Raw genomic sequence first — 24,705 nt, 5'->3', positions numbered from 1 at the left:
ATGGCACTGCAGCTGATGCAAGCAGCCCTGCGCGCAGTGAGCGTCCCAGTGGTCCCGGATGCCGAGGAGGCACGCCGTTGGGCCCAGGAAGAACTTGCCCAAAAGGCGTATCAAGATGCCAAACCAGGCTTGCCGGAGCGCGTTGTGGATTTTCTCAGGCAAGCCTTCGACGATCTGCTCAACGGTTTGAAGGTGGCCGACGGTGGCTTTGGTTTGAGCATTGTGATTGGGCTGGCCGTCATAGCCATTCTTGTCATTGTCTTCATCGTCAGACCCCAATTGAACCGCAAGAAAGCGGTTGCCGCGGCGGTGTTTGAGAACGACCATGTGTTGACCAGCGAGCAACACAGCACACTGGCCTCGGCCGCTGCAGCGGTGGGGGATTTTGGCACCGCCATCAGTGAACAATTCCGCGCTTTGGTTCGCTCCGGTGAAGAAAGAGACATCAGCGTCATGGCTCCCGGCCGGACAGCGGTGGAGGTGGCCGCCGAACTGCAGCTTGCCTTCCCCGGGCAGGTGTCCGAGCTGAGCAGCGCCGCTGACTTGTTCAATGCCGTGCGCTACGGACATGTTCCGCCCACGGCTGCCATGTACGAGGAATTGGTTGCCACCTGCCGCAGTGTTGCAGGCGCAAAACCCGTCTATGCGCAGGATTCGATCTCCCTATGAGCAACACTGAGCAGGCATTCCGGGCCGAATCAGCAAGCCCAGCCCACACCATGAAACGGTGGTGGGGTAAGTACAGGTTCTGGCTGATCTGTAGTGGCGCTTTCATCACGCTTTCGCTGCTGGGATACTTCCTGGGAACCGGCTCTGGACAAACTGCAGGGGCCCTTTCCATCACCAACCCGGCCCCGGCAGGCGCCCAGGCCGCAGCATCGGTGCTGCGCACTCAAGGGGTCACTGTCACGGCAGCAGATTCGCTGGCAGCCGCCACTGCTGCCTTGGACGCCAATGGACCCGGCACCAGCACGGTGTTGTTTTACGACCCCAAGAATCTGCTGTCTTCCGCCCAGGTGGCTTCCTTGTCACTGCGGGCCGAGAAAGCCGGGGCCGCCATCGTGGCCATCACCCCGGCCCCCTTGGCAGTGAAAGGCCTTAGCGCCGAAATTTCCAGCAGCGGAACCACCGCGGGCACCCCCACTGTTGCGCCCCAATGCACGCAGCCGGATGCGGTGGCTGCGGGAATGATCGACGGCAGTGCAGGGAACAACGGCAAGGGTCCACTTCACTTGTACAAGGGCGTGCAAACGTGCTTCATGCCGTCTGGAACAGCAGGGACGGCTGGTGGATACTTGGCCGGCAACGGCACAGGCAGTGTTGTGGTGCTCGGCAATGCTGGCATCATCAGCAACCAGAATCTGGCCAACCGCGGCAATGCAGCCCTGGCGTTCAGGCTTTTGGGTGACTCACCCAACCTCATCTGGTACACGGCCTCTGTGAAGGACATTCCAGTCGCGGACCAGCCACCCACCTTGGCCGAGTTCACGCCCGAGTGGATCTTCCCGGCGTCGGCCTGGCTTTTGCTGGTGGCGGTCCTTGGCATGTTGTGGAAGGGGCGCCGTAACGGGCCTTTGGTGGCCGAACCGCTGCCCGTCATTGTGAAATCATCCGAGACGCTGACGGGACGGGCCCGCTTGTACCAGGACGCCCGGGCTGTTGAAACGGCCATCCAAACGTTGCGCCAGGCCGCCCTAACCCGTTTGGCGCGCACCCTGCGGTTGGGAAACGCCGCGCCTCCGGCCGCCGTAGCGGAGGCCGCGGCAGCGGCCACCGGCCGAAAGCAGTTAGACGTGCACGCCTTGTTGCTGGGCGCTGCACCCACATCCGAAAAAGACATGTTGTCCATGGCCGCAGAACTGGCGGCACTAGAGGAAGAAGTGGCACAGCGATGAGCATGCCCTACCCAGAGCAAAAATACACGGAGCATGGCTACGCCGGCCAGCAGCCTTATCAGCCACAGCAGCAAGCCGCTGCGTATCCGGGGGCGCCGGCGCAGCCGGCCATGAGCCCGGCAGCCGCGGCGCTGTTGGCCGTGCGCGGCGAAGTGGCCAAGGCGGTTGTGGGCCAGGAATCCACAGTCACGGGCCTGCTCATAGCCTTGCTGGCAGGTGGCCATGTGTTGCTCGAAGGCGTGCCGGGCGTGGCAAAGACGCTGCTGGTGCGGGCACTCTCCGCTGCCTTAAGCCTGGACACCAAAAGGGTCCAGTTCACCCCCGACCTCATGCCAGGCGATGTGACCGGTTCACTCATTTACGACGCCAGCACCTCCGCTTTCACTTTCCGCGAAGGCCCTGTTTTCACCAACATTCTGCTGGCTGACGAGATCAACAGGACACCGCCTAAGACCCAGGCCTCACTCCTGGAAGCCATGGAGGAACACCAAGTCTCCGTGGATGGCGTGTCCCGCAAGCTGCCGGCACCGTTCATGGTGGCCGCCACCCAGAACCCGGTGGAGTATGAGGGGACCTATCCCCTGCCCGAAGCACAGTTGGACAGGTTCCTGCTCAAACTCACCATGGATCTGCCCAGCAGGGACGATGAAATTGAAGTCATCCGCCGTCACAGCTTGGGCTTTGACCCGCAGGATCTGCACGGCGCTGGTGTCCGTGCCGTGGCCGGTGCCGCCGAGCTGAAGCAGGCCCGCGATGAGGTGTCCCAGGTCAGCGTGGCAGCGGAAGTCTTGTCCTATGTGGTGGACCTGGTCCGGGCAACCCGCACCGCTCCGTCGTTCCAGCTGGGTGTCTCGCCGCGCGGGGCAACAGCCATTCTGAAGTCTGCCCGCGCCTACGCGTGGTTGTCGGGTCGCGGATTTGTCACCCCGGATGATGTCAAGGCGTTGGCGCTGCCCACCTTGCGGCATCGTGTTGCCCTCCGTCCCGAGGCCGAAATGGATGGCGTTGCCGTGGATGATATTCTGCTTTCCATTCTGGCCACAGTGCCTGTACCCCGCTGATCCGAGCTGGCGAAAATGGCGATTTCGGGCAGGTTTTTCTTGGTGGCACTGGCAGCCGTGGTGCCGATCATTGCCGTGCCCGGCCCCGCGACCTGGCTCCTGGCTTTGGGCGTTCTGCTCTTCATTGTGGTGCTTGATCTGTCCCTTGCGGCATCTCCGCGCCACGTGGTGGTGCGGCGGGTGATCCCGTCAGGGGTGCGCCTGGGCGAGCAGACCACTGCGGTGCTGCGCCTTGCCAACGAATCCACCCGGCCGCTGAATGCTGTAGTCAAGGACGGCTGGCAGCCGTCAGCGGGGGCAAGCAACGCCCTACAAACCGTGCGGGTTCGCCCCGGGGAGAGAGCGGCCCTGGGCGTTGCCCTGTTGCCGGCCCGCCGTGGTGACCTCCTCACCCGGCACGTGACCATCCGCTCCTTTGGCCCTCTGGGCATGGCCGCACGGCAACAGACCATCGAAGCGCCAGGGACCTTGCGGGTATTGCCGGCTTTCCATTCCAAGCGCCACTTGCCCTCCAAGCTGCGCAAATTGCGTGAGTTGGATGGCAAGGCGGCAGTGCAGATCCGTGGCGCGGGAACCGAGTTTGATTCCCTGCGCGACTACGTCCGTGGTGACGATGTCCGCTCCATCGATTGGCGCGCCACGGCCCGGCGTCGTGATGTGGTGGTCCGGACGTGGCGGCCTGAACGCGACCGCCGGGTGGTGATTGTTTTGGACACCTCACGCACCTCGGCAGCCCGCATTGAGGATGAAACGGCCCTGGACACCGGCATTGAGGCGTCGCTGCTGCTGGCTGTTTTGGCAGAACGCGGCGGGGACAGGGTCAGCCTGATAGCGTACGACCGCCGCGTCCGCACCCAAGTTTCCTCCACCGGCAAAGGCAACATGCTCAACGCCATGGTGCAGGGCCTGGCTCCCCTTGAACCGGAGCTGATTGAGCTGAACAACCAGGCCATCCCGGGAGCGGTTCGCGCTGTCACGTCCCACCGCTCGCTGGTAGTACTGGTGACGTCCCTGGACGCCGGGGCAGCCGAGGAAGGGCTCATCCCGCTGGTTGCGTCGCTGTCCCAAAAGCACGTTGTGGTGGTGGCTTCGGTGCGTGACCCGGCCGTCGATGCGGCCCGCCGAGACCGGCGTACCACCACGTTGACCTATCGTGCAGCAGCCGCCGAGCATGCGTTGAACCGCCGTGCAGCCATCACTGCCGTGTTGAAGCAGGCCGGGGCTTCGGTGGTGGATGCGCCGCCGCAAGAGCTGCCCCCACAACTGGCGGACATGTACATCAGGCTCAAGGCCGCAGGGCGGCTCTAGGCTGCCAACCCAGCCCCCACGTCAGGCTTTGGCACGGGGGAAGGGCCAGGCGCATTGCCTCGGAGTTATTTGGCGCCCGGACCGCGAATGCCCATGGCTTTGAGGTCGGTGGCAAGAACCTTGGCCAGAGCCTGGTGCCCGCCTCTGTTGAGGTGCACGCCGTCGACCAACTTGTCACCTACGCCATAGCGAGTCACCCAGTCCCCGGCGCTGATGAAACGAATTCCGTTCCGTTGGGCGAACCCGGCCAACAGCGCATCGACCTGGGAGCGCCGGCCGCCACCATACCCCTGCCCCTTGGCGAGTGTGCCGATGAACAGAAATTCGGAGTTGGGGTAGCTGGCCTTCAAGTCATGCAACAGCCGGTCTGCGTTGGACAGGATTCTGGCGTCGGCAATTCCCTGTGAAGCATCGTTGCCACCACCTTGGACCACCACCAGGGCTGGATTGCCATAGGGAAGAACCTTCCTGCCGGTGTCCAGAGAATCAGCATAGTTCGAGGTCGAGGGCGTCTTTGCCGCAAAACCAATACCGCCACCACCAAGGAATTTCACCTTGTAGCCGCGTTCTGCCAGCCCCAGTTGAACCCAGGTGTCAGCTTCATTGACTCCTGCCGCACCAGCTGCCTGCGAATCGCCAAAGAGAACCGCCAATCGGGCAATGGCAGGGTCGGTAACCTCTTCCCTGCCCGAGGCAGGATTGAAGATCATTGATCCGGCGGGCAAGTCCCAGGGTGTCGCTACTTCCTCCCCGGATCTCTGGTCCTTGGCCCGGATGCCATCCGGAACAGAGTTCACCTCAGATATCGTCAACGGGGCGGGCGTCCCAGAAGCCGAAGGGTCGGGGCCTGTGGGCTTGGACATGCCTCCGGCCAGCTGATGGGAACCCGTTGCGGGCTGCACCGTGGCGGCGCTCAGGCCAATGCCTGCCACAGCCATGCCAGCGATCAGCACGGCGACCCCACCCCTCGACAAATAGCCTCGAACCATGTATAAAAACCCCCAAGAATCTGCCAATACAATGGCAAGCATAACCAACGGAACTGCCTTTTCTGCTGTTTGCGGGGTCTCACTACGGTAACGAGTGTCTCGGTGCTGTCCGCTCCCTCACCTTGGGGTTGTCCGGCAGCTAGCTGTTGCGGATCTCGCTCAGCGCGTCGGCCACTTCCATCGTCCGATTCAACACGGCCCGGGCTTCCGGCGGGGTGAGTTGCGCCAGGCCGCCAACAGGTGTGATGCGCAGCTGATTAAGCGAGCTGACGGCCAATCCCAGTCCCTGCCACGGCCGGGTAATCCGCTCCATCAAGGCAGAGTACGACGGCGGCAGCTGGCCTGAGCTGGCGGGGACAGTCCCAGCCCACACCCGCATGCCTGATTCAATGGCCCCGGCCAGCTGCTCCCAGTGGCCGGTATCCAAATCCGACAAGGGCAAGGCCACTGCGTCCACGCCGCACTCAAGCGCAATCTCCAAAGCCTTGCGCCACGATGCCGTTTCAGCAGCTTGGGATTCGGGATCACCGTTGCCGGGAAGCGATGAGGCTGCCGGGGCCAGGTTGATGGCTACCTGGGAAAAACCTGCCTCGCGCGCAGCCATCACAAAGGCAGTCCACGTGTTGCGCAGCTCAGTGGCGGGGATGGACCGCAGCGTCCTGTAGCCGGAGGCCGTGGGGATGGTACCGGCAAGGGCGGAGGCAATCTCCGGCTCATCGATCTGCAGTGTCAGGGCAGCGCCTGGCACGGCGGCTTTGAGTTTCTCCGCATGCAGGGCCAGCCCGGCGGCCAGCGACTGGACAATATCGCGCCGGGCACCATAGTCTCGCAAGGCCCTCTCGCCGTAGTGCAGGTGGATGGAGGCAGCAAGTGAAACTGGACCCATCACGTGGATTTTCAGATCCTCGGGGTGGATCTCGCCGGCACCGGCAACATCAGCCAATACGTTGATATCCGTGGACAGGGCAGACGTGGCCCGGCGCAGGTCCTGGCCGGGCCTGTCAACGAACCGCCAACCATAGGGCTGGACGTCAACGGGGAGCTCCACCAGCAAAGCGGCCGTTCGGCCCACCGGATCCGAACCAACACCTCGCGCGGGCAGATCAACAAGCACCGGCAAATGGGGGCTGGTGAACAATCCCAGGGACACCTTGGCAGCCTCCACCGGATCTGTTCCGGGCCAAGGTCCCAGGGCCGTGGCTGTTACCGCGGCGGGCAGATTCTGGCGCGCCGCTCCTCCGGGAAGTTCAAAACGCTCAGCTGAGGGACTCACTGGCTCTGGGTGCCGCCGTCGGACTTGGGCTGGGAAATCTTGGTGGGCTCGGCGGGAGCAGCCACAAAGCTCTGGCCGTCAACGCTGACCACCGGAACGACACCCGTGGCGGCCACGGCTGAGTGGCTCTCGGAGATGGCCTGGTGGTGGTGAATGACCTCGCTGATGATGAAGTTCAGGAACTTTTCGGCGAAGGCGGGGTCCAGATGGGCAGACTCGGCCAAGGCGCGCAGACGCTGAATCTGGGCGAGCTCACGGTTGGGATCCCCAGCGGGCAGCTGGTGCTTGGCCTTGAGCACGCCAACACGCTGCGTGGCTTTGAACCGCTCGGCCAGCAGGTACACCAAGGTGGCATCGAAGTTGTCAATGCTGGAGCGGATGGACAGCAGCTCGGCCATGACGGCCGGGTCAACGGCGCCTGTCAGGGAACTGGCGCCGGGATCGAATGCTTCAACGGACAGGTTCGCAGAGGCGTGAATCGGTTCGGTCATAAAAACAGTTTAGGTGGTGTGCAACGGGGACAAAACCGCTGTCCACCCAGCACACCACCTGCGCCCGTTACCAAGCGGTCCTCGGAGATGGTGCGGCCAAAGTTGCTGGTCAGCAGTGAAGGGACGAAACCCTTGCTATGCCCCGTCTGCACTGCGTCGAGTACATCTAGCCACGTTTCACGTGCTACTTGGACAGCACTCCCAGACGGAACTTGAAGGACGCATCGAGTGTGTCTTTGACACCCTTGACGCCCTTGCCGGAGACGACCACCTGGGCGCCCTGGAGCAACGGCAGTGTTGGCACATCTTGCGCAACGGCCCGCTGAATATCTTCGATCAGCTTGGTCCGTGCCGCCGCGTCGGTGGTGGTGCGCTGCTCCTCGATCATGACCTGGACATCCTTGTTGTCATAGTGGTTCTTCAGGAAGTTGTTGGCCCCAAATAGCGGTGACAGGTAGTTGTCGGCGTCGGAGTAGTCCGGGAACCAGCCCAGCTGGTACAGCGGGTAGGTGTCCTTGACACGTTCCTTCTGGTAAGTCACCCAGTCGGTGGACTGCAGGTTGACCTTGAACAGCCCACCCTCTTCCAGTTGCGACTTGACCAACGCGTATTCATCCGCAGATGAAGGCCCGTAGTGGTCGGGGTTGTACGCCAGGTCAAGGGTGACAGGTGTCTGGATGACGGCATCGGCCAGGGTCTTCTTGGCCTTCTCCGCATCGGGACCGCCCTTGCCGTCGCCGGAGGATTCTTTGAGGGGTTCGATGGCACCGGCGAATCCCTGCGGCACCCACGAGAAGGCGGGCAAGTACATGCCCTTGTACACCTGATTGGCAAGGGCTCCCCTGTCGATCAGGTCAGCAGCTGCCTGCCGCACAGCCAAGGACTTGGCGGCATCCGGGGCCGATGATGCGGCGCCAAAGGGCATGGTGTTGAGATTAAAAGCAAGGTGGCGCAGTTCTCCGTGGGGGCCGATGTCCACCTGGACGTTGTCATCCCTTTTCAGGCTGTCAATGTCTGTGGCGGTCATGCTGCGCCACGCCACATCGATGTTGCCCTGCTGCACGTCCAGCTTGAGGCTGTTGGAATCGGTGTAGTACTTCACTGTCACCGAGTCAGAATTTGCCGGACCCAGCAGGCCCTTGTAGTCAGGGTTCTTCTTGAACGCGATGAGCTCGTTCTTTTTGTACAACTCGATGGTGAACTGGCCGGCGAATGACTTGCCGGCAATGATCGCAGCATCGTCACTCGCCTTGTCGGGGCTGAACACCGAATCATCGACGATGGGACCAACAGGGCTTGTCAGCACCCGGGCGAAGGTCTGATCATTGGCCGACTTGAGCTTGAACACCACTGTGGTGGCATCGGGGGCGCTGACGCTGCCCAGGTTTGCCAGCAGGGTGGCCGGACCGTTGGCATCGTTGATAGTCATTTGGCGGTCAAAAGTGAACTTCACATCCTTCGAGTCAAGGTCGGTGCCGTTGGCCCACTTCAGCCCAGGTTTGAGTTTGACCGTGTACTCAGTAGGGGCAGTGAACGACGCCGATTCGGCAATGTCGGGTTTTGGGTTTGCACTGCCGGGCGCCGAGTTCAGCAGGAAGGGGTAAATCTGGTTCATGACCAAGAACGATCCACTGTCATAAGAAAACGCGGGGTCAAGGAAGGTGACCTTGTCCGTGGTTCCCAGAGCCACCGGGCTGCCGGCTGGGCCTGCCTCTGTGGCTGTTCCCGCTCCGCGAGGGCCCGTGCAAGCGGTGAGTGCCACAACGGATACTCCAGCCACGGCGATGACCGACCGCAAACCCCACTTTTTCCTGGTCATCAGCAAACTCTCTCTCGTGCTTCACAGGAAGTTGCCAAGGAATGAGTCGCCAAAGAAAAAGGCGGCGACAGGTGGTTACGGCAAGGCGTCCACCCGGGGGCCGGCCGTGAAATGGGAACTGCGCCCAAACCAGCCCGCCAGCCTTGTGTAGGAATCTGCCGTCAGGGAAACTCGCACCTCGGGGCCAATGCCGCGTTCAGCCCCGCGATGTTCAGGTTTTAGCATCCGCTGCGCCCAGGCCAAGGATTGCTCCGCCAGGACGGGGTCCAAGATGATGGGCACGCCCGTGGCCTTGACCAGGTCCCAGGCATGGACCGTGAATTCGGTGATCTGCAGACCAATCCGACTGCGCAGGGGCGCCTCACCACCGCCGGGCAGGGCCACCTGGGCGTTTAAGTCGGCTGCGTGCCACGTTCTCATCAGCAACGTTGCCCCGTCGGTAAACCGCGTGGACCAGTCGGCCCCCACCGTTGCGTGGGAGCCCAGCGGGTCAATATTGTTGCCACGGGCCATGACCGTGTACTTGTGCAGGTCATGCACCACCAAGTGGTGCAGCAGGTCCTGGACCGTCCACTCCCCGCACGGCGTTGGCCACTCCGCCTGATTTGCCGAAATGGCGCCTATGACTTCCGCGCACTGGTTCAGCGAGCCTTCTAAATGCTGGAGCGGGTTGGGAATTGTATGCGGGGGCATTATGTAATCCTTCCGTGAGCCAAGTCACCTTTAGTGGAAGTTTACGCCAGCCCCGCAAGGGGTCACGTGGCGCCACCCAAGCTGCGCATGAAGGAGCCGTTTTGACCGTCGTGTGTTTGTTAGGGAATTTCGGGCCGCGCCAAGGACCGTGCCGAATCGATGGTTGCCTGCCCCAACACGCGTGAGCCTTGGTACAAGACCACTGTCTGGCCCGGCGCCACGCCGCGCAGCGGCTCTTCCAAGGTGACATTCAGGCTTTGGCGGGAGACGCCGTCGTCCATGACTTCGGTGACAAAAGCACGGGCCGGAACGGGGTCACCGTGGGCGCGGACCTGGGCGTAACAATCGAACTCGGCGCCCGTAGCAACCTCGGCGATGGGCAGCCCGGCCCAGGAAACCTTGATGCCTTTGAGCTCGTCGATGGCCAGCAACGCGTGCGGGCCAACCACCACCTTGTTTTCCTTGGGCCGGATTTCCAGCACAAAGCGCGGCTTGCCGTCGGCGGCCGGCGTGCCAAGCTTCAGGCCGCGGCGCTGGCCCACAGTGAACTGGTTGGCGCCCGTGTGCCCGCCCACCTTGCTGCCGGTCTCATCCACGATGTCGCCGTCGGTCATCTCAATCTTCTCGGCCAACCAGCCGGCGGTGTCGCCGTCGGAGATGAAGCAGATGTCGTGGCTGTCCGGCTTCTTGGCCACGGACAGGCCGCGGGCCTCCGCCTCGGCACGGACCTCAGCCTTGGACGGGGTGTCCGCCAGCGGGAACATGGAGTGCTTGAGCTGCTCATGGGTCAGCACGCCCAGCACGTAGCTCTGGTCCTTGGCCCAATCAGCGGCTCGGTGCAATTCCGGGTTGCCATCGGCGTCCGTGATGACCTTGGCGTAGTGACCGGTGCACACGGCGTCGAAGCCCAGGGCGATGGCCTTCTCCAGGAGGGCGGCGAACTTGATGCGCTCATTGCAGCGCATGCACGGGTTGGGTGTGCGCCCGGCCGCGTATTCGTCGATGAAGTCTTGGACCACATCCTCCTTAAACCGTTCGGAGAAGTCCCACACGTAGTACGGAATGCCGAGCTTGTCGCAGGCCCGCCACGCATCATTGGAGTCCTCCACGGTGCAGCAACCGCGGCTGCCGGTGCGCAGGGTTCCGGGCATGCGGGAGAGTGCCAGGTGAACGCCGACGACGTCGTGCCCGGCATCCACTGCGCGTGCTGCTGCAACAGCGGAGTCAACTCCACCACTCATGGCGGCCAATACTCGCATTACGTACCTTTCAGTTGGTGCAAAAAATCAAGTCGTGCGTTGCCAACCGCGACAGGCGACGCCGGTCCGCTGGGCGCCAGAGCCGGAGGCCTGACAGGGTCCCGGGAGCAGCTTCGGGCGTCCGCGAAGCGGGCGGGGACCCCTGTCAGGCGGAGGCTCTGCCGCCTCCGGACCGAAACTACTGCGTACTCGCGGTTTGAATGGACGATTGATGAGCGGCCATTCCTGCCAATTTTGCGCGTGCGTGTGCTTGCGGCAGTGCGGCCACAAAGGCTTCAACGTCCGCAAGGCTGGATGTATGCCCCAAACTAAAGCGTTGTGCGCCACGCGCGGTGTCCTCGTCCAATCCCATGGCCAGAAGCACATGGGAGGGGCGGGGCACTCCGGCAGTGCAGGCCGATCCGGTGGAGGATTCCACCCCTGCCATGTCCAGCAGGAACAACAGGGAATCACCCTCGCAGCCGGGGAAGGTGAAGTGGGCGTTGCCGGGCAGCCTTTTTTCCGGGTATTCCGCGGGATCCACGCCGCGCAGTACGGCCTCGGGGACAGCGTGGCGGACCGCTGCAATGATCGCATCACGCAGTCCGGCAATGCGCAGGTTCTCTGTAGCAAGGTTCTGGGTGACGTCCGTGGCCGCTGCGGCAAAAGCTGCAAGCCCTGCGGTGTCAAGGGTTCCTGAGCGAACTGTGCGTTCCTGGCCGCCACCGTGCTGCACGGGGGTCAACTTCACGGCCCGGCCCAGCAGGAGCGCCCCGACACCCACGGTGCCGCCAATTTTGTGGGCGCTGATGGACATGGCTGCAAGCCCGGATTCCTTGAAGTTCACCGGGATCGACCCGAAGGCCTGGACGGCATCCGAATGCACGGGAATTCCGTACGGCTCAACCAGCGCCACGATCTCAGCGATGGGCTGCACGGTGCCCACTTCATTGTTCGCCCACATGCAGGTGACCAGAGCAACTGTGTTGGCGCCGCCGTCGTCCAATTCCTTTTTCAAGGCGTCCAGGCTCACGGTGCCGTGCTCGTCGACAGGCAGCCACACGGCTTCGGCGCCCTCGTGCTTTTCCAGCCATTCGACGGTGTCTTGCACGGCCGCGTGCTCCACGCTGGAGACGAGGATGCGGGTACGCCCAGGTTCGGCGTCGCGGCGGGCCCAGAACAGGCCCTTGACGGCAAGGTTGTCCGCCTCGGTGCCGCCGGAGGTGAAAATGACTTCGGTGGGGTGGGCGCCGGCAGCCAGGGCAACGGTTTCACGGGCCGCTTCCACGGTGGCGCGGGCACGACGGCCCGATCCGTGGAGTGAGGACGGATTGCCGCTACGGGTAATAACGGAGGTGAGTGCGGCGAGGGCCGGGGCCGAAATTGGCGTGGTCGCCGCGTGATCAAGGTACACGGGCACCAGACAATTCTACGGCATGGGATGATTCACTGCCGCGGGCTGTTGAGAACATCACCCTCGGGCCTCGGGTGCCTGGCCAGGGTCACCTCGAACGCCACGCTGGGGAGAATGCACGACGGCGATCAATGGGCCCTCTGGACCACTGGCGCCATCCATCCCCGGGGCTTAGCCCAGCTGCACCGGGAGGCGCATTGGCCTTTTGGCCAGACCTGCGGCGCGGACCTTGTCAAACCTTGTCAAGACTACGGAACAGGTGGCAGGATCGGCGTGTCCCACATCACATAATGATCCCGGGGGGATTAAATCCATGCAGAAAGCACTCTTCCGCCGTACAACGGCGGCCGCCCTATGCGCAGTCGCCATGGCAGCAACCACAATGCTCGGCGGCAGCGCCATGGCTGCGCCGGCCACCAACCAGTCCACACCTGTTGACTTTCCCGCAGCCGACGGCCAACTCATGAGCTACGTGGTCAACGCAAAGGCCGCCAACGCCAACAAGACCCGCGATGCCGTGCAGGCCATTGAGGCCGCCGGCGGCGTCGCTGTCCAGCAGTGGCCGGAGATCGGCGTCGTCATTGTCCAATCCGATCGAGCCAACTTCCGCTCCGAGATCCTCAAACTCGGCAAGTCCGCCGTTGAATCGGTGGGCGCCACCCGCACCATCACGGTTGCCGAGGGCACTCCGGATGGTATTGCGACCCCATGGAAGACGGCACCCCAGTTGCGCAACAAGCAACAGGCCGACGCCGAAGTACTTTACGGTGACGCCACATTCGACGGCGTTGCGGCAGATCCCCGCGAAGCCGAGCAGTGGAGCCAAGTCCAGATCAAGTCGGACCAGGCACACCAGGTCACCGATGGTTCACCCGATGTGCTGGTCGGCGTTTTGGACAGCGGCATCGACCCGAACCACCCGGACCTGGCAGCCAACATCGATGTGGCCAACTCGGTCAATTGCACTAATGCCGGACGCCCCGACACGTCCCCCACAGGCTGGTTTGCCACCAACTCTTCCCACGGGACCCACGTGGCCGGCATCATCGGCGCGGCCCGCAACGGTGTTGGCATTGTGGGGGTGGCGCCAAATGCACGCATGGCCTCGGTCAAGGTGGTCAACGACGCCGGTTCGATCTACCCGGAATACGCGATCTGCGGTTTCATGTGGGCTGGCATGAAGGGTATGGATGTCACCAACAACAGCTACTACATTGACCCCATGCAGTTCTGGTGTGGCGATCAGACCGATCAGAAAGCAGTCCTCGACGCCGTTGAGCGCGCAGTGAAATGGTCCACCAAGCAGGGCGTGGTTCATGCGGCTGCCGCAGGAAATGCCTCCTATGACTTGGCCAACAAGACCACCGACAACGTCAGCCCCAATGACGTGGCCGGAATAGAGCGCCAAATCAACAATGGCTGCAAGGACATCCCCACGGAGCTGGATGGGGTAGTGACTGTGGCCTCCACTGATCAGGCCGGCAAGTTGTCATCCTTCTCCAACCGCGGCCTGAACGTTATTGATGTGGCCGCGCCGGGATCCCGCATCCTGTCCACCTTGCCGAACAACACGTACGGACTGCTCAGCGGCACGTCGATGGCTTCCCCGCAGGTTGCCGGAGTTCTGGCCCTGATGAAGTCCGCGCACCCCGGATGGAAGCCCAATCAGTTGATTTCGGAATTGCGCAAGCAAGCCGAGGATCATGTGTGCATGCCATCTGCCACACCAACCGGTGCCACGTGCACCGGCAACGTGCGCAACAACAGTTACTACGGTGAAGGGATTGTGGACGCCCTCCAGGCAGTCCTCTAAGCCCTCAGCTCCTGCTCTTCCGGCGGCCACCTTCCACGGTGGCCGCCGGAATTGTTTAACCGCCACGTGCCGCCGGCACCCATGGCCAGCGCAGTTCTTCGGCCCTGCCCGGATCAGCAAAACTACATATTAACGGTGTCCCCTTCCGAGCTGAGATCGGTAGCGGGGGTCACCTCAACGGCCTCCAATTCCAGAGAATGGACGACGGCGGCAATGAGTTCCGCGCTCCCGCCCACCACCGTGGAATCAAAGTCGATCTCGGTAGCCATGCACCATGACTTGTCTTGGGGCCACGCCAAGTTGGGGCTTTGGGCATTCAGCCGCCCTGCATCGCCAAACCAAGGTGGCTGGGCCAGATTGGCACCGTTCCCGTGGAACACAAAGTATTCGCGGAACCCACCTGCCACTGCGAGATTCCCATCACCTGAGACGGGAACTCCGTAGCCAACCCCGGGCTCGAAGCCTCCCCAACCGACCCACACTGCATGGAAAATGTCTTCTGGGGTGGCCGTGTGGATAGTCAGCAGCCCGGCGAGCACTGACAGTTGCCCCGCATCCAGCTCCCCGGCCGCAGGCGGCCCCTGCCAGTAACCGTCGAGATCCACGTTTTGGTTCAGTCCGGTGCGTGCCAGACGACAGAATTGAACTCCCGGGTGAACGGTGGTGCCCCTGGCCCGGGCAATATCAGCCCAGCGGCGCTCCGGCTCACCACGACCGCCCAGCCGGTGCAGGATCCTCACATAAGACTCAAAATGGTCCGGCACTGTAGTAGCCACCGTGCCGAACCATTGATCCCAAAGGTCCCGCGTGTGATATCGCTCCAGCGCATCGGCAATCCGTTGCCCTTCACCGCCGCTTGTTTGCTCCATTTCCACGCACTACGGCGTGGCTCTCCCACCTCAACGGATCGCCTTAGCGCTTTCCCTTCGGAACCAGCCGGGCGCAGCAATGTGAGACTTCGGCGTCGGGTGCCAGGTCATGGTCGGCGTCGGCACAACCGGCCAGGGCGCCGCCAAGGAGTGCACCGTTGAGTGAGCACACCACCTGGTTGTGGTCTTTTGCCAGGCGGTCGAAGGGACAATTGCGCATGATGGTGCCGCCCACGCCGTCGGGTTCGGGACTGTAACCGGTCTCAGCGAGCAGCCGGTGAATGTTCCCGGCAGCTGCGCCCCGGCGATGTCCTTCCTCGAACGCCACCTGTGCCAGGGACTGGGCAATGTCAGAGCCGTTGTCGATGGAGCGCTGCACCGCTGACGCCAAGAGACCCGCGGCGAGGTCGTAGTGCCGCGGCGGGACTGACGCGCTAACCTCCCTTTGGTCAGCTGTATACAGCTTGGTGGGGCGGCCGGAGCCGGGCCCCGTCCTTTCACCTATTTTTCGGAATTGCACCACGAGCAACTTTTCTTCCACCAGACGGTCAAGGTGGGCCCTGATGGTGCTCCTGGGCAGTCCAAGGGTGGCGGCACAGTCATCGCGGCTCAGGGCATGGGCAGAATCGCGCACCAGCTGAAACAACCGTTTGCGCACGGGGTCCCCCAACGAGGCAACGGCGCGCAAGCTCTGGTCTGCGTTGAGATTCGACGGTTTTAGCTCAGTTGGGCTTGCGGCAACACAGCTGGGCTGCCTTGGCTGGTTCCGCACGGGTTCATTCATGACTTGCTGACTTCCCATGAATAGGTACGTTATGGATTGTTTCGCCACTACTTGACGCCTTGAGTCTGCACTTCTAAAGTCAATAATACAAGCTTTAGAAAGGGTTGGAAATGTCCATCTCCAACGCGCCACTTCCCGATATCCTCGCCTTTGAGGACCCCGAACCGTTGACACCCGGCTCCGGCGTGGACCTGCCACGGGCACAGGCAGCCATTACCGACTTCCTGCGAGCGCTGGGCCGTGATGACAGTGATCCGCATTTGCTGGACACTCCACGGCGGGTGGCTGCAGCGTATGCGGAAATGCTGACCCCTCGCGAGACGTCATGGACCACCTTCCCCAACGACGACGGCTACCAAGGCCTTGTTCTGGTCAAGGACATCCCGTTCCATTCGCTGTGCCAGCACCACCTGCTGCCTTTCCGCGGCGTGGCCCATGTGGGCTATTTGCCCGGGGAGCGGCTCTTTGGGCTCTCCAAGTTGGCGCGCGGCGTGGAGCTTTTTTCCCGCGATCTTCAGGTTCAGGAGCGACTCACGCAGCAAGTGGCCAACTGGCTTGAGGCCACGCTGGCGCCGCGCGGTGTGGGAGTTGTCATGGAGGCCGAGCACCTGTGCATGTCGCTGCGCGGCGTGCACACGGCCGGAACCATGACCCGCACCTCCGTTTTTACCGGTCTCCTGGCCGACGCCGGTCCCTTGCGTGAGCAGTTCCCGAAGCATTGAATTGATTTCCACTGGAAAGAGTTTCGATCATGAGTGAGCTAAACAGCACAGCAGGCACTGAAACGACGGGCACGCCCAGAGTCCCCGGAATGGTCATCATCGGGGGTGGTTTGGCGGGAGCCACGGCCGCGGAAACCCTGCGCAAGGAAGGCTACGCCGGGACAATCACCCTCGTGGCGCAGGAGACGGAAATCCCCTACCAGCGCCCTCCCTTGTCCAAAGGATTCCTGGCCGGGAAGGAGGGAGGAGACGCCTTGCTCCCCCTGCCCGCCAGCTGGTACCCGGACCACAACATCACACTGCTCACCGGCACCACCGCAACGGCACTGGACCCGCAGGCCCACACGGTCACCTTGAGCAATGGCACCACTGTGGCGTATGCCAAGGCGCTCATCGCCACAGGTGCCGAGCCGCGCCACATCTCCTTTCCCGGCGTCGACCTTAAGGGCGTGCATACCTTCCGGACCAAGGCTGACAGCCTGGCGCTGAAGGACCTGTTGACCGGCGGCGGCAAAAACGTTGTCATGGTCGGCTCGGGCTGGATTGGCATGGAGATTGCTGCCACGGCCACCGAATTGGGCAACCATGTGGCCTTGCTCGGACTGGAGGATGTGCCACTCTCGGTGGCCATTGGCAATGAGCTGGGGACTGTGTTCGCCGACAGGCATCAGGAAGCCGGCGTGCAGTTTTTGCTGCCCGCCAGCGCCGCCGAGATTCAGGGCACGCACGGCCACGTCAGCTCGGTGCTGACCACGACAGGTGTGACGCTGCCGGCGGATGTGGTGATTGTGGCCGTGGGTGTTGTCCCCAACACTGAGCTGGCCCAGGCTGCCGGGCTCACCATCAACAACGGCATTGAGGTTTCCGCCGCCCTGCAAACTTCCGACCCCGATGTGTTCGCCGCAGGGGACGTGGCCAATTCCCTGCACCCGTTCACGGGCGCCCATGCCCGCTCCGAGCACTGGGCCAACGCCATTGCCAGCGGCAAGGTCGCGGCCCAGTCCATGCTGGGCCAAGATGCTGTGCTCGATGACATCCCGTACTTTTACACCGACCAATTTGACCTGGGCATGGAGTACTCCGGCTTCGGCGCACTCACCAAGGACGCCGAGCTGGTGGTCCGCGGAAGCCTGGAAAAGCGCGCATTCATTGCCTTCTGGGTCCTTGAGGGACGCGTGGTGGCGGGCATGAACGTCAACGTGTGGGATGTCCAAGATGCCATCAAGGCGTTGATAGCCTCACGGCGCATTATCGACACGCGGGCCCTGGCTGACCCGCAAACCCCGCTGGAGGATATTTGATGATGAGTATGATGACTTCGGACCGGACCACAGCAACCCCGTTTTACACGCCCCCGCTCCTGCACCCGGTTCACCACTTTGGCACGCGAACGCTGGATTTCAGCCGGCAGGTGGCGCTCATGGCCATCATCAACCGCACCCCTGATTCCTTTTACGACGGCGGAGCCACCTTTGCCCTGGACGCTGCGGTGGCCGCTTCCCTGGCAGCCGTGGCCCAGGGTGCTGACTGGGTGGACATTGGCGGCGTGCCCTTTGCGCCCGGCCCGGCCCTGAGCGTGGAAGAAGAAAGCGACCGCGTGGTCCCGGTGATAGCCGCCGTTGCCGCGGCCAGTGATGTCATCATTTCCGTTGACACGTTCTTGCCTGAAGTCGCTGCGCGCAGCATTGCCGCCGGAGCAACAGTCATCAACGACACCACAGGCCTGGCCAACCCCGAAATCGCCTCCGTGGTTGCCGAGTCCGGGGCCCACCTGGTCATCACTCATTCACTGGCCAAGCCACGCACCACTTATCCGCGCCCACATTATGACGACGTGGTGGCCGAGGTGGCGGCGTTCCTGGCGCAGAAAGTGGAGTTGGCCATCTCACTCGGTGTCCCCGCCGAGAAGATCATCATTGACCCCGGGCACGACCTAAACAAGAACACGCTGCACACGCTGGAAATCACCAAGCGTTTCAACGAAATTGCCGCATTGGGCTTCCCGGCACTGGCTGCGGTGTCCAACAAGGACTTCATTGGCGAGACACTTGACCAAAGCAAAACAGAACGACTGGAAGGCTCCCTGGCCACGGGAGTCATCTGCATACTCGGTGGCGCCCGGATCCTGCGCATGCACAATGTGGCTGCAGCCAATTCAGCCATCCGCATGACGGAGGCGGTGCTGGGCTGGCGGGAACCTGCCTACCTTGTTCACAACATGGGCGAGGTCAATGTGCCGGCCCACCCCTCCACGCCGGCAACGTCCTGACCACGCCTGTCCCAGGAGGAAAAAACCATGATTGAGCGGATCTTTCCCGATGCTGCGGTCCTCTCCGAGAACGATCTGGACGCTGAACTTCTTGCCGTTCCTGCCGGCGCCGGGTCCACCCCGTGGGTGAGCTTTAATTTTGTTTCCAGCCTTGACGGGGCAGCCACGGTGGACGGACTCTCGGGGCAGCTGGGCAATAGCGTGGACCAACGTATTTTCACTCAGCTGCGCCACAACGCGCACGTAATCCTGGTGGGTGCGCAAACCGTCAGGGCTGAAGGCTACGGCGGGGAGTTGCTCAGCCCCCAAGCCCAGCAGTGGCGCACCATGAACGGGCTACCGGCCCACCCGCCGCTGGCCATTGTCTCCGGCACCCTGAATCTGGATCCGGCGTTGGAGGTGTTCACCAACGCTCCTGTCAGGCCGCTGATTTTGACCCTGGAGTCCGCCCCGGACGGTCCACGCCAGGCGCTTGCCCAGGTGGCTGACATCATCACGGTGGGCAAAGACTCACTGGACGTTGAGCTCTTGATTGCTGAACTGGGCGCGCACGGCCTCCACCGAATCCACTCCGAGGGCGGGCCAACCCTGCTGGGCACCTTTGCCGCCGCCGACAAAGTGGATGAGCTGCGCCTGACGGTGTCGCCGCTGCTGGTGGGCGGACCGGCCGGGCGCATTGCCCACGGGATCGGCGGCCATCTTCCCCGGAGCATGACCTTGGACAGCATCCTCAAGGCCGATTCCATGCTGTTCCTGCGCTACATCCGCAGCGCTAGTTCGACGGCGGAGCCACCGACAACTTCGCCATAAGTTCCGGTGTGGTGGACGCCAGCAACTCATCATTGGGGCAAGCCAGCGTCACCATGAGGGCAGTATCGGCCGTGCCCAGCATGCGCGCCCACACACTGCTGGCCATGACGCCTTCGGCGCCCTTGGTGTTGTGCCGCAGGAAGGTGATGCCGGGTCCCTTGGTGCCTGCTTCGGCAACCCAAGGGAGTGTGGTCTCCGTCAGCGAGTCGGGCAGGACCGAGGGAATCAGGTACTTCATCAGCTCAAATGTGGAGCCTTTATCATCGCCCATGGTGATGAGCGGGCCTTGATGTGTGGTCACCCAATAGGCGGCTTTGCAGCCGGCGGCGTTGCTGTACTGCGTCTGCCCTGCCATGTTCTTCTTAAGCAGTTTCCATTGTGGTGGACCCGGCGTCTCTGCATAGTCCTGCGGCGGCTGGCCCAGAATGTCACTAAATTCAACCGGCACACTCGCCCGGAGTGCAGTGCCGGCGGCAAAAGTCATGGGCGCCGCTGCCACTGCGGCGGCATCGTGTCCGGCAACAATGGTGGGCGGGGCGAAGCTGGGCGGAGCGGGGCTTTGGGCAACGGTGGGAGCAGTTGGCGATGGCACAGCAATGGTGCAGCCGCTCAACGCTGCGAGCGCCATTGCGGCAACACCCACGGCAGCCACCACTTGCTTCACACTTCTGCTCCTTCGATTCACACCTTTAACTGTACCTATGTGCCGGCTGCGGCCCGGCTAAACCCAGAGTTGCAAGGCACCGGCGTCCACCTTGATGGTTGCCGGCAGCGGCCCCATCCGCTCACCGTCGGCATACGCCACCAAACCCGCAGATGCCATGCTGACCTCCTTGACCCGCTCAATGCTCACCAGGGGGTGGGACGTGTGCTGGCCGGAGAAGACCAGCGGGTAGATGCGCAGGAACGTCAGCCGCGACACCGGCGAGACAACAAACAAATCCAGCAGTCCGTCGTCGTACTTGGCATCGGGGGTGATCTTCATGCCCCCGCCAATGGAAATGCCGTTGGAAACGGAGATCAGCACAGCCTTTTGCTGGCGCACCGCACCGTCCACCACCAGCGAATAGTGCAGGGGTTTCAAGGTAACCAGCTCGCGCAGGATCGCCAGGTTGTAGCGCATGGGCCCGCGCGGCCACCGCCAGCCATTGGCGCGCTCATTGACCAGCGCATCAAAGCCTGCCGAGAGGGCGCACATGAACCAGACAGGCCCCTGCCCGGCACGCTCAATCCGGCCCAGGTCCACACTCCAGGGCGCACTCTGGCAGGCTTTCAGGAAACGTTCGACGGCGGCTTCGGGATCGTTCGGGTCAAGGCCCAGTCCGCGGGCAGCATCGTTGCCGGTCCCTGCAGGGACAATGCCCAGGGGTATTGTCTTGCCAGCCAGGGCGTTCACGCCGAGGTGGACCATGCCGTCACCACCCACCACCACCAGGGCCTGGGCACCTGTGGCGATCTCGGCGTCGACAGCTTCCTGCAATGCTTTGTAGTCGCGGCGGCGCAACACACTCACCACATGGCCGGCGCTGCGCAGGCGCGCCACCACCATGTCCCCCGCCTGGCCGGGGGTATTCCTGCCCCGGCCGCCAAAGGCAGCGCGCGGATTGATGGCCACGGCTATGGACAGCGCTGCGGGGGCGCTGGGCTGCGGGGGCGTGAGAGAAGTCTTCATGGCAAGAGCAATTATGACAGTGCGCGCACCGATGCACGGAATTGGCTTCTTGGCTGGCGGATAGACTGATCTTCCGGCACAGCCAGGCAAGGGAAAGGCCAGAAGTGAGCGCAAAATTCCTCACGCACTATCAAGTCCTGGGACTTGCGCCCACAGCCACCGAACGCGACATCAAAATCGCCTACCGCAAGGCTGCCAGGATTTCGCACCCCGACAGGGGCGGGGATCCGGCGTTGTTCCGCCAAGTCACCGAAGCCTACGAGGTCCTGGTGGATCCGGTACGCCGCCAAACGTACGACAGGTCCTATGCAAGCCAAGGTACTCCGGGGCGCAGGGGCACCGGCGCCACATACCCCGGCGGATCCTCTGCCCGCCCCACCGCTTCCGCTTCCGACGGCGAAACTCCCGGCTTCCATACGCGGCGCAAACCTGCCGAACGCCGCACAGCTGGAGATCCGGCCATGTATGTGCCCGCCTATGAAAGCCTCGCCGACGGTGAAATGCCCTTACTGCCCCGCACCACGGCGGCGCAGCCCGTCCACGGTGCGCCGCGAAAGCGCGGAGTGTTTGGCGCTGCTTCACGGCTGGCCCGCGAAGCCCGCACGGCGCAGCTGATCATGCAGCAGGTAATGCCGGGTATTCCTGCAGCGCGCCTGATCAATGGTCTCAATGCGCCTTTTAGCAACGGCTACTTGGACCATGTGCTGATCTCCGGCTACAGGATTGCCATTGTAGGATCCATGCTGGTGCCCGACGGCGCCTTCCGTTGGGATGGCGGGGCGCTGGTGCACGGCAACAAGGTGGCGGCACCGCCGCAGCTGATTCCTGCCACTCGCCAATTCCAGGAGTTGTTCCCGGAATGCAACGTCACCGCCTGGGTGTGCGTGCACAGCAGCACGGGAAGCCTCTTTGAACCCGTCATCGACTATGCCCGAGGCACCGACCCAGACGGCTCAAACATCCTCAACATTGCCAACGCAGCCCGTTTTGTCCGTGAAGTGAAGCAGTTCCTGGCATCTGGGCCAAACCCCAATGTGGTTGACCTGCAGGTCCTGGCCAGGCTCCTGGGCGGCATGTACTGACCCACTGGCAACGCAACACTACCCTGAAGGGTTCAACGGCGAGCTGGCCGTCCAAGTGTTTGGCTGTAGGATGAACAGCGTGTTTCGCATCCTTTTCCTGACGCCAGAGATCCCCGGCAATACTGGCAATGCCATCCGATTGGCGGCCATTACCGGCGCCGAACTGCACCTTGTTGAACCCTTGGGTTTTGACTTCTCTGACGCGAAGTTGCGCCGGGCCGGTCTGGATTATCATGACCTGGCAGTGGTGACGGTGCACAAAACCTTGGAGGCCGCGTGGCTGGCCCTGGCGCCGGAGCGGGTCTACGCTTTCACCTCCGATGGCGAAGTGAACTACACAGACATCGCCTACCAGCCCGGGGATGTGCTGATGTTTGGCCGCGAATCTGACGGGCTGCCCGAGGACGTGAAGCACGATCCGCTGGTGACCTCGCGGGTCCGTTTGCCCATGATGCCCTCGCTGCGGTCCTTGAACCTGGCCAATGCCGCCTCCATTGCCATTTTCGAGGCGTGGCGCCAGAACGATTTTGCCGGGGCACAAATCCAAGCCTGAGACTCACCGCCAGATTCCTGGCTGACTTATTTCATCAACTGGAGGTATGCATGTCCGCTCGCGATCCTGGCTTGGCGTTCACTGACGGAGCGCTGCAATTCGAGGCGTGGTCGGACAAACTCTGGGACCCCATGGGTCGCGACGTTGTTGCGGCAGCCGTTTTGAAACCAGGGGAAAAAGTGCTGGATGCTTGCTGCGGAACCGGTGCTGCCACCATCCCGGCTGCCCTCGCGGTGGGCCCCACCGGAACTGTTGACGCTGTGGATCTTTCCACCGGACTCTTGCGCATGGCCGCAGCAAATCTGGCCGAGCGGGGCATTCTCAACACCACGCTGACAGAGGCCGACGTCACCGCCTGGCGCGGACACCGCACCTTCGACGCGGTGCTTTGCTCCTACAGCATGTTCTTCTTTGCCGACATGGAGGCCGGCATTGAGCACCTTGCCTCCATGCTCCGCCCCGGCGGCAGGCTCGTGACCAGCACCTGGGTTGAGGGCGCCTTGGAGCCCTTCGCCGGACGCATCCTTGAGGCGGCCATCAAGGAACGGCCCCGCCTGGCGGGCGTGGTTCCGGAAGCCAACGTGAACATGGCACGCGTGGCCTCGGTGGAATCACTGACCACCTGGTTGGGTGAACGCGGTCTGGAAGACGTCTCCGTCACCACACATCCGCTGACGCTGACGGTTGATGACGCCATGGCCTGGAACCTGGTCATGGGCAGCGGCTGGCGCACCCTGCTCCCCCGCGACCCCGAGGCGATTGCCAGGGTTCGCCGGGACTTCATCCAATCAGTGGGCCCGCGCATCGAGATGAACTCTGATGCGCTGATCGCCACCGCGTCCGTCCCCCGGTAACCGACGACCGAACATCGCGGACCGCTGCGCCAAAAATGCCGTCGCTCCCTCATTTTGCCGCCGGTATAGCGGTGGCAAAATGCGGGAACGGCGGCATTTTTTACGGAGAGCCGGTGGGGACTAGCCTCGGCGCTTCTTGATTTCTTCCACAGCCTGCGGCAGTACCTTGAACAGGTCTCCCACAATGCCAAAGTCGGCAATCTCAAAGATGGGCGATTCCGCGTCCTTGTTAACAGCCACAATGAGCTTTGAGGTCTGCATGCCGGCCTTCTGCTGGATGGCACCGGAAATGCCCACCGAGATGTACAGCTGCGGGGAAACCTTCTTGCCCGTCTGTCCCACCTGCGAGGCGTGCGAGATCCAGCCGGCATCGGTTGCTGCGCGTGATGCGCCCACGGCCGCACCCAAAACGTCGGCAAGCTCCTCAATGGGTGTGAAGTCGCCGTCAACGCCGCGGCCGCCTGCAACAACAATGCGGGCGTCTTCCAGATCCGGCCGCCCGGATGCTGCACGCGGTGTGCGTGAGATCACGCGGGCTGCCAGGCTTGCCGGCGCAAAGGCCACGTCCACCAGCTCGAGCGCGGGAGCGCTGGGAGCCGCTGCCACGGCGGCTTCCACGCTGTGGGCCTTGACGCTGATGACGGCAACGGCCGAGGTGGCCCGTGCCTCCACAGTGTAGGACCCCGCGAGGACGGATTTGTGCGCAACGAGAGCGCCGCCGTCGTACGTCACGGAGACGGCATCGGTGATGACGCCGGCGTTCAGGGCGACACCTGCACGGGCTGCGATTTCCTTGCCAGCGGCACCGTTGTCCACCAGAACTGCGCTGGCGGAAACGGCAGCAGCGGCCTGGGCCACCAGGTCGGCCTGGGGAGCCACGAGATAGTCCCCCAGCTCGGCCTGCTCCGAATGCAGCACGCGGCCCACGCCGTAGGCACCCAGCTCGGCCAGCACCTCGGCACTCACCGGCCCGGCCACAACGGCCACTGGCTCGCCTGCGCCACGGGCCAAGGTCAGCAGCTGGTGCACCGTGTTGGAGAGCTTGCCGGGGGCGGCGAGCTGATCAATATAAACAACAATTGCAGTCATGAAGAGG

General features: G+C 63.0%; 24 protein-coding genes. 12 read left to right on the top strand and 12 right to left on the bottom strand.

The features are described from left to right. From CVS28_RS11585 to CVS28_RS11570, 4 genes are all read left to right on the top strand, one after another. Entirely contained in the window at positions 1–669 is a 669-nt protein-coding gene (locus tag CVS28_RS11585; protein WP_103481601.1) for a DUF4129 domain-containing protein, read from the top strand. Further along, positions 666–1,895, top strand: coding sequence for a DUF4350 domain-containing protein (locus CVS28_RS11580; RefSeq protein ID WP_103464685.1), 1,230 nt, complete (start codon positions 666–668; stop codon positions 1,893–1,895). Before CVS28_RS11585 ends, CVS28_RS11580 begins: the two co-directional genes overlap by 4 nt. A gap of 110 nt (positions 1,896–2,005) precedes the next feature. Beyond that, positions 2,006–2,956, top strand: a complete 951-nt coding sequence (locus CVS28_RS11575; protein ID WP_103481637.1) for an AAA family ATPase — start codon at positions 2,006–2,008, stop codon at positions 2,954–2,956. Positions 2,957–2,971: 15 nt separating this feature from the next. Next, positions 2,972–4,264, top strand: a complete 1,293-nt coding sequence (locus CVS28_RS11570) for a DUF58 domain-containing protein (RefSeq protein WP_103464686.1) — start codon at positions 2,972–2,974, stop codon at positions 4,262–4,264. Between the two features lie 65 nt (positions 4,265–4,329). Here the strand turns inward: CVS28_RS11570 and CVS28_RS11565 are convergent, their stop codons facing one another. The 7 genes from CVS28_RS11565 to CVS28_RS11535 form a co-directional block, all read right to left on the bottom strand. Continuing rightward, positions 4,330–5,217, bottom strand: a complete 888-nt coding sequence (locus CVS28_RS11565; RefSeq protein ID WP_165788134.1) for an SGNH/GDSL hydrolase family protein — start codon at positions 5,215–5,217, stop codon at positions 4,330–4,332. Between the two features lie 175 nt (positions 5,218–5,392). Then, positions 5,393–6,526, bottom strand: coding sequence for a uroporphyrinogen decarboxylase/cobalamine-independent methonine synthase family protein (locus CVS28_RS11560; protein ID WP_243399856.1), 1,134 nt, complete (start codon positions 6,524–6,526; stop codon positions 5,393–5,395). Continuing rightward, complete coding sequence (locus tag CVS28_RS11555; RefSeq protein WP_103464688.1) at positions 6,523–7,017, bottom strand: chorismate mutase; 495 nt, start codon at positions 7,015–7,017, stop codon at positions 6,523–6,525. The genes CVS28_RS11560 and CVS28_RS11555 overlap by 4 nt, the downstream gene beginning before the upstream one ends. 184 nt (positions 7,018–7,201) lie before the next feature. Continuing rightward, the gene (locus tag CVS28_RS11550; RefSeq protein WP_103481600.1) at positions 7,202–8,836 is read right to left on the bottom strand and encodes an ABC transporter substrate-binding protein; all 1,635 of its coding nucleotides are present in this window, start codon (positions 8,834–8,836) and stop codon (positions 7,202–7,204) included. A gap of 75 nt (positions 8,837–8,911) precedes the next feature. Beyond that, positions 8,912–9,529, bottom strand: a complete 618-nt coding sequence (locus CVS28_RS11545) for a TIGR03086 family metal-binding protein (protein WP_103464690.1) — start codon at positions 9,527–9,529, stop codon at positions 8,912–8,914. A gap of 119 nt (positions 9,530–9,648) precedes the next feature. Next, positions 9,649–10,788, bottom strand: coding sequence for a tRNA 2-thiouridine(34) synthase MnmA (mnmA, locus tag CVS28_RS11540; RefSeq protein WP_103464691.1), 1,140 nt, complete (start codon positions 10,786–10,788; stop codon positions 9,649–9,651). A 178-nt stretch (positions 10,789–10,966) separates the two neighbouring features. Continuing rightward, positions 10,967–12,187: a cysteine desulfurase family protein gene (locus tag CVS28_RS11535; protein WP_103481599.1), complete on the bottom strand. Its 1,221-nt coding sequence runs from the start codon at positions 12,185–12,187 to the stop codon at positions 10,967–10,969. Positions 12,188–12,548: 361 nt separating this feature from the next. Between CVS28_RS11535 and CVS28_RS11530 the strand changes: the two genes are divergently transcribed. Continuing rightward, entirely contained in the window at positions 12,549–13,994 is a 1,446-nt protein-coding gene (locus CVS28_RS11530) for a S8 family serine peptidase (RefSeq protein WP_243399855.1), read from the top strand. A 122-nt stretch (positions 13,995–14,116) separates the two neighbouring features. Here the strand turns inward: CVS28_RS11530 and CVS28_RS11525 are convergent, their stop codons facing one another. Together CVS28_RS11525 and CVS28_RS11520 are read right to left on the bottom strand one after the other, a co-directional pair. Beyond that, positions 14,117–14,863 (bottom strand): hypothetical protein, encoded by a 747-nt coding sequence (locus CVS28_RS11525; RefSeq protein WP_103481597.1) that lies wholly within the window; start codon positions 14,861–14,863, stop codon positions 14,117–14,119. A 43-nt stretch (positions 14,864–14,906) separates the two neighbouring features. Next, positions 14,907–15,647, bottom strand: a complete 741-nt coding sequence (locus CVS28_RS11520) for a helix-turn-helix transcriptional regulator (RefSeq protein ID WP_103481596.1) — start codon at positions 15,645–15,647, stop codon at positions 14,907–14,909. 110 nt (positions 15,648–15,757) lie between these two features. Between CVS28_RS11520 and folE the strand changes: the two genes are divergently transcribed. Genes folE through CVS28_RS11500 form a run of 4 tightly spaced genes read left to right on the top strand, consistent with a single transcriptional unit; the run spans position 15,758 to position 19,448 of the window. Beyond that, positions 15,758–16,369 carry a GTP cyclohydrolase I gene (folE, locus tag CVS28_RS11515; RefSeq protein WP_103481595.1) on the top strand — a complete coding sequence of 204 codons (612 nt, stop codon included), beginning with the start codon at positions 15,758–15,760 and terminating at the stop codon, positions 16,367–16,369. Positions 16,370–16,398: 29 nt separating this feature from the next. Continuing rightward, positions 16,399–17,670 carry an NAD(P)/FAD-dependent oxidoreductase gene (locus CVS28_RS11510; protein ID WP_243399854.1) on the top strand — a complete coding sequence of 424 codons (1,272 nt, stop codon included), beginning with the start codon at positions 16,399–16,401 and terminating at the stop codon, positions 17,668–17,670. A 2-nt stretch (positions 17,671–17,672) separates the two neighbouring features. Then, positions 17,673–18,638: a dihydropteroate synthase gene (gene folP / locus CVS28_RS11505; protein ID WP_243399853.1), complete on the top strand. Its 966-nt coding sequence runs from the start codon at positions 17,673–17,675 to the stop codon at positions 18,636–18,638. A gap of 27 nt (positions 18,639–18,665) precedes the next feature. After that, positions 18,666–19,448, top strand: a complete 783-nt coding sequence (locus tag CVS28_RS11500) for a pyrimidine reductase family protein (RefSeq protein WP_103464699.1) — start codon at positions 18,666–18,668, stop codon at positions 19,446–19,448. Here the strand turns inward: CVS28_RS11500 and CVS28_RS11495 are convergent. Together CVS28_RS11495 and CVS28_RS11490 are read right to left on the bottom strand one after the other, a co-directional pair. Next, the gene (locus CVS28_RS11495; RefSeq protein WP_103481592.1) at positions 19,411–20,112 is read right to left on the bottom strand and encodes a hypothetical protein; all 702 of its coding nucleotides are present in this window, start codon (positions 20,110–20,112) and stop codon (positions 19,411–19,413) included. The genes CVS28_RS11500 and CVS28_RS11495 overlap by 38 nt on opposite strands. Positions 20,113–20,169: 57 nt before the next feature. Continuing rightward, positions 20,170–21,120, bottom strand: coding sequence for a diacylglycerol kinase family protein (locus CVS28_RS11490; RefSeq protein WP_103481591.1), 951 nt, complete (start codon positions 21,118–21,120; stop codon positions 20,170–20,172). 104 nt (positions 21,121–21,224) lie between these two features. On the opposite strand from CVS28_RS11490, the gene CVS28_RS11485 reads away from it, so the two are divergent. The 3 genes from CVS28_RS11485 to CVS28_RS11475 all read left to right on the top strand — a co-directional run bounded on the left by CVS28_RS11485 (position 21,225) and on the right by CVS28_RS11475 (position 23,609). Next, positions 21,225–22,202, top strand: coding sequence for a J domain-containing protein (locus CVS28_RS11485; protein ID WP_103481590.1), 978 nt, complete (start codon positions 21,225–21,227; stop codon positions 22,200–22,202). 79 nt (positions 22,203–22,281) lie between these two features. Then, the gene (locus CVS28_RS11480; protein ID WP_103464702.1) at positions 22,282–22,755 is read left to right on the top strand and encodes a tRNA (cytidine(34)-2'-O)-methyltransferase; all 474 of its coding nucleotides are present in this window, start codon (positions 22,282–22,284) and stop codon (positions 22,753–22,755) included. A 50-nt stretch (positions 22,756–22,805) separates the two neighbouring features. Beyond that, entirely contained in the window at positions 22,806–23,609 is an 804-nt protein-coding gene (locus tag CVS28_RS11475) for a class I SAM-dependent methyltransferase (RefSeq protein ID WP_103481589.1), read from the top strand. A 120-nt stretch (positions 23,610–23,729) separates the two neighbouring features. Here the strand turns inward: CVS28_RS11475 and CVS28_RS11470 are convergent, their stop codons facing one another. After that, the gene (locus CVS28_RS11470) at positions 23,730–24,698 is read right to left on the bottom strand and encodes an electron transfer flavoprotein subunit alpha/FixB family protein (RefSeq protein WP_103464704.1); all 969 of its coding nucleotides are present in this window, start codon (positions 24,696–24,698) and stop codon (positions 23,730–23,732) included. Positions 24,699–24,705 lie beyond the last annotated feature (7 nt).

It is taken from the genome of Arthrobacter glacialis, assembly GCF_002909415.1.
Classification (GTDB): domain Bacteria; phylum Actinomycetota; class Actinomycetes; order Actinomycetales; family Micrococcaceae; genus Specibacter; species Specibacter glacialis.
Note: the sequence above shows the minus strand (reverse complement) of the source record. Positions and strands in the feature narration are given on the sequence as shown.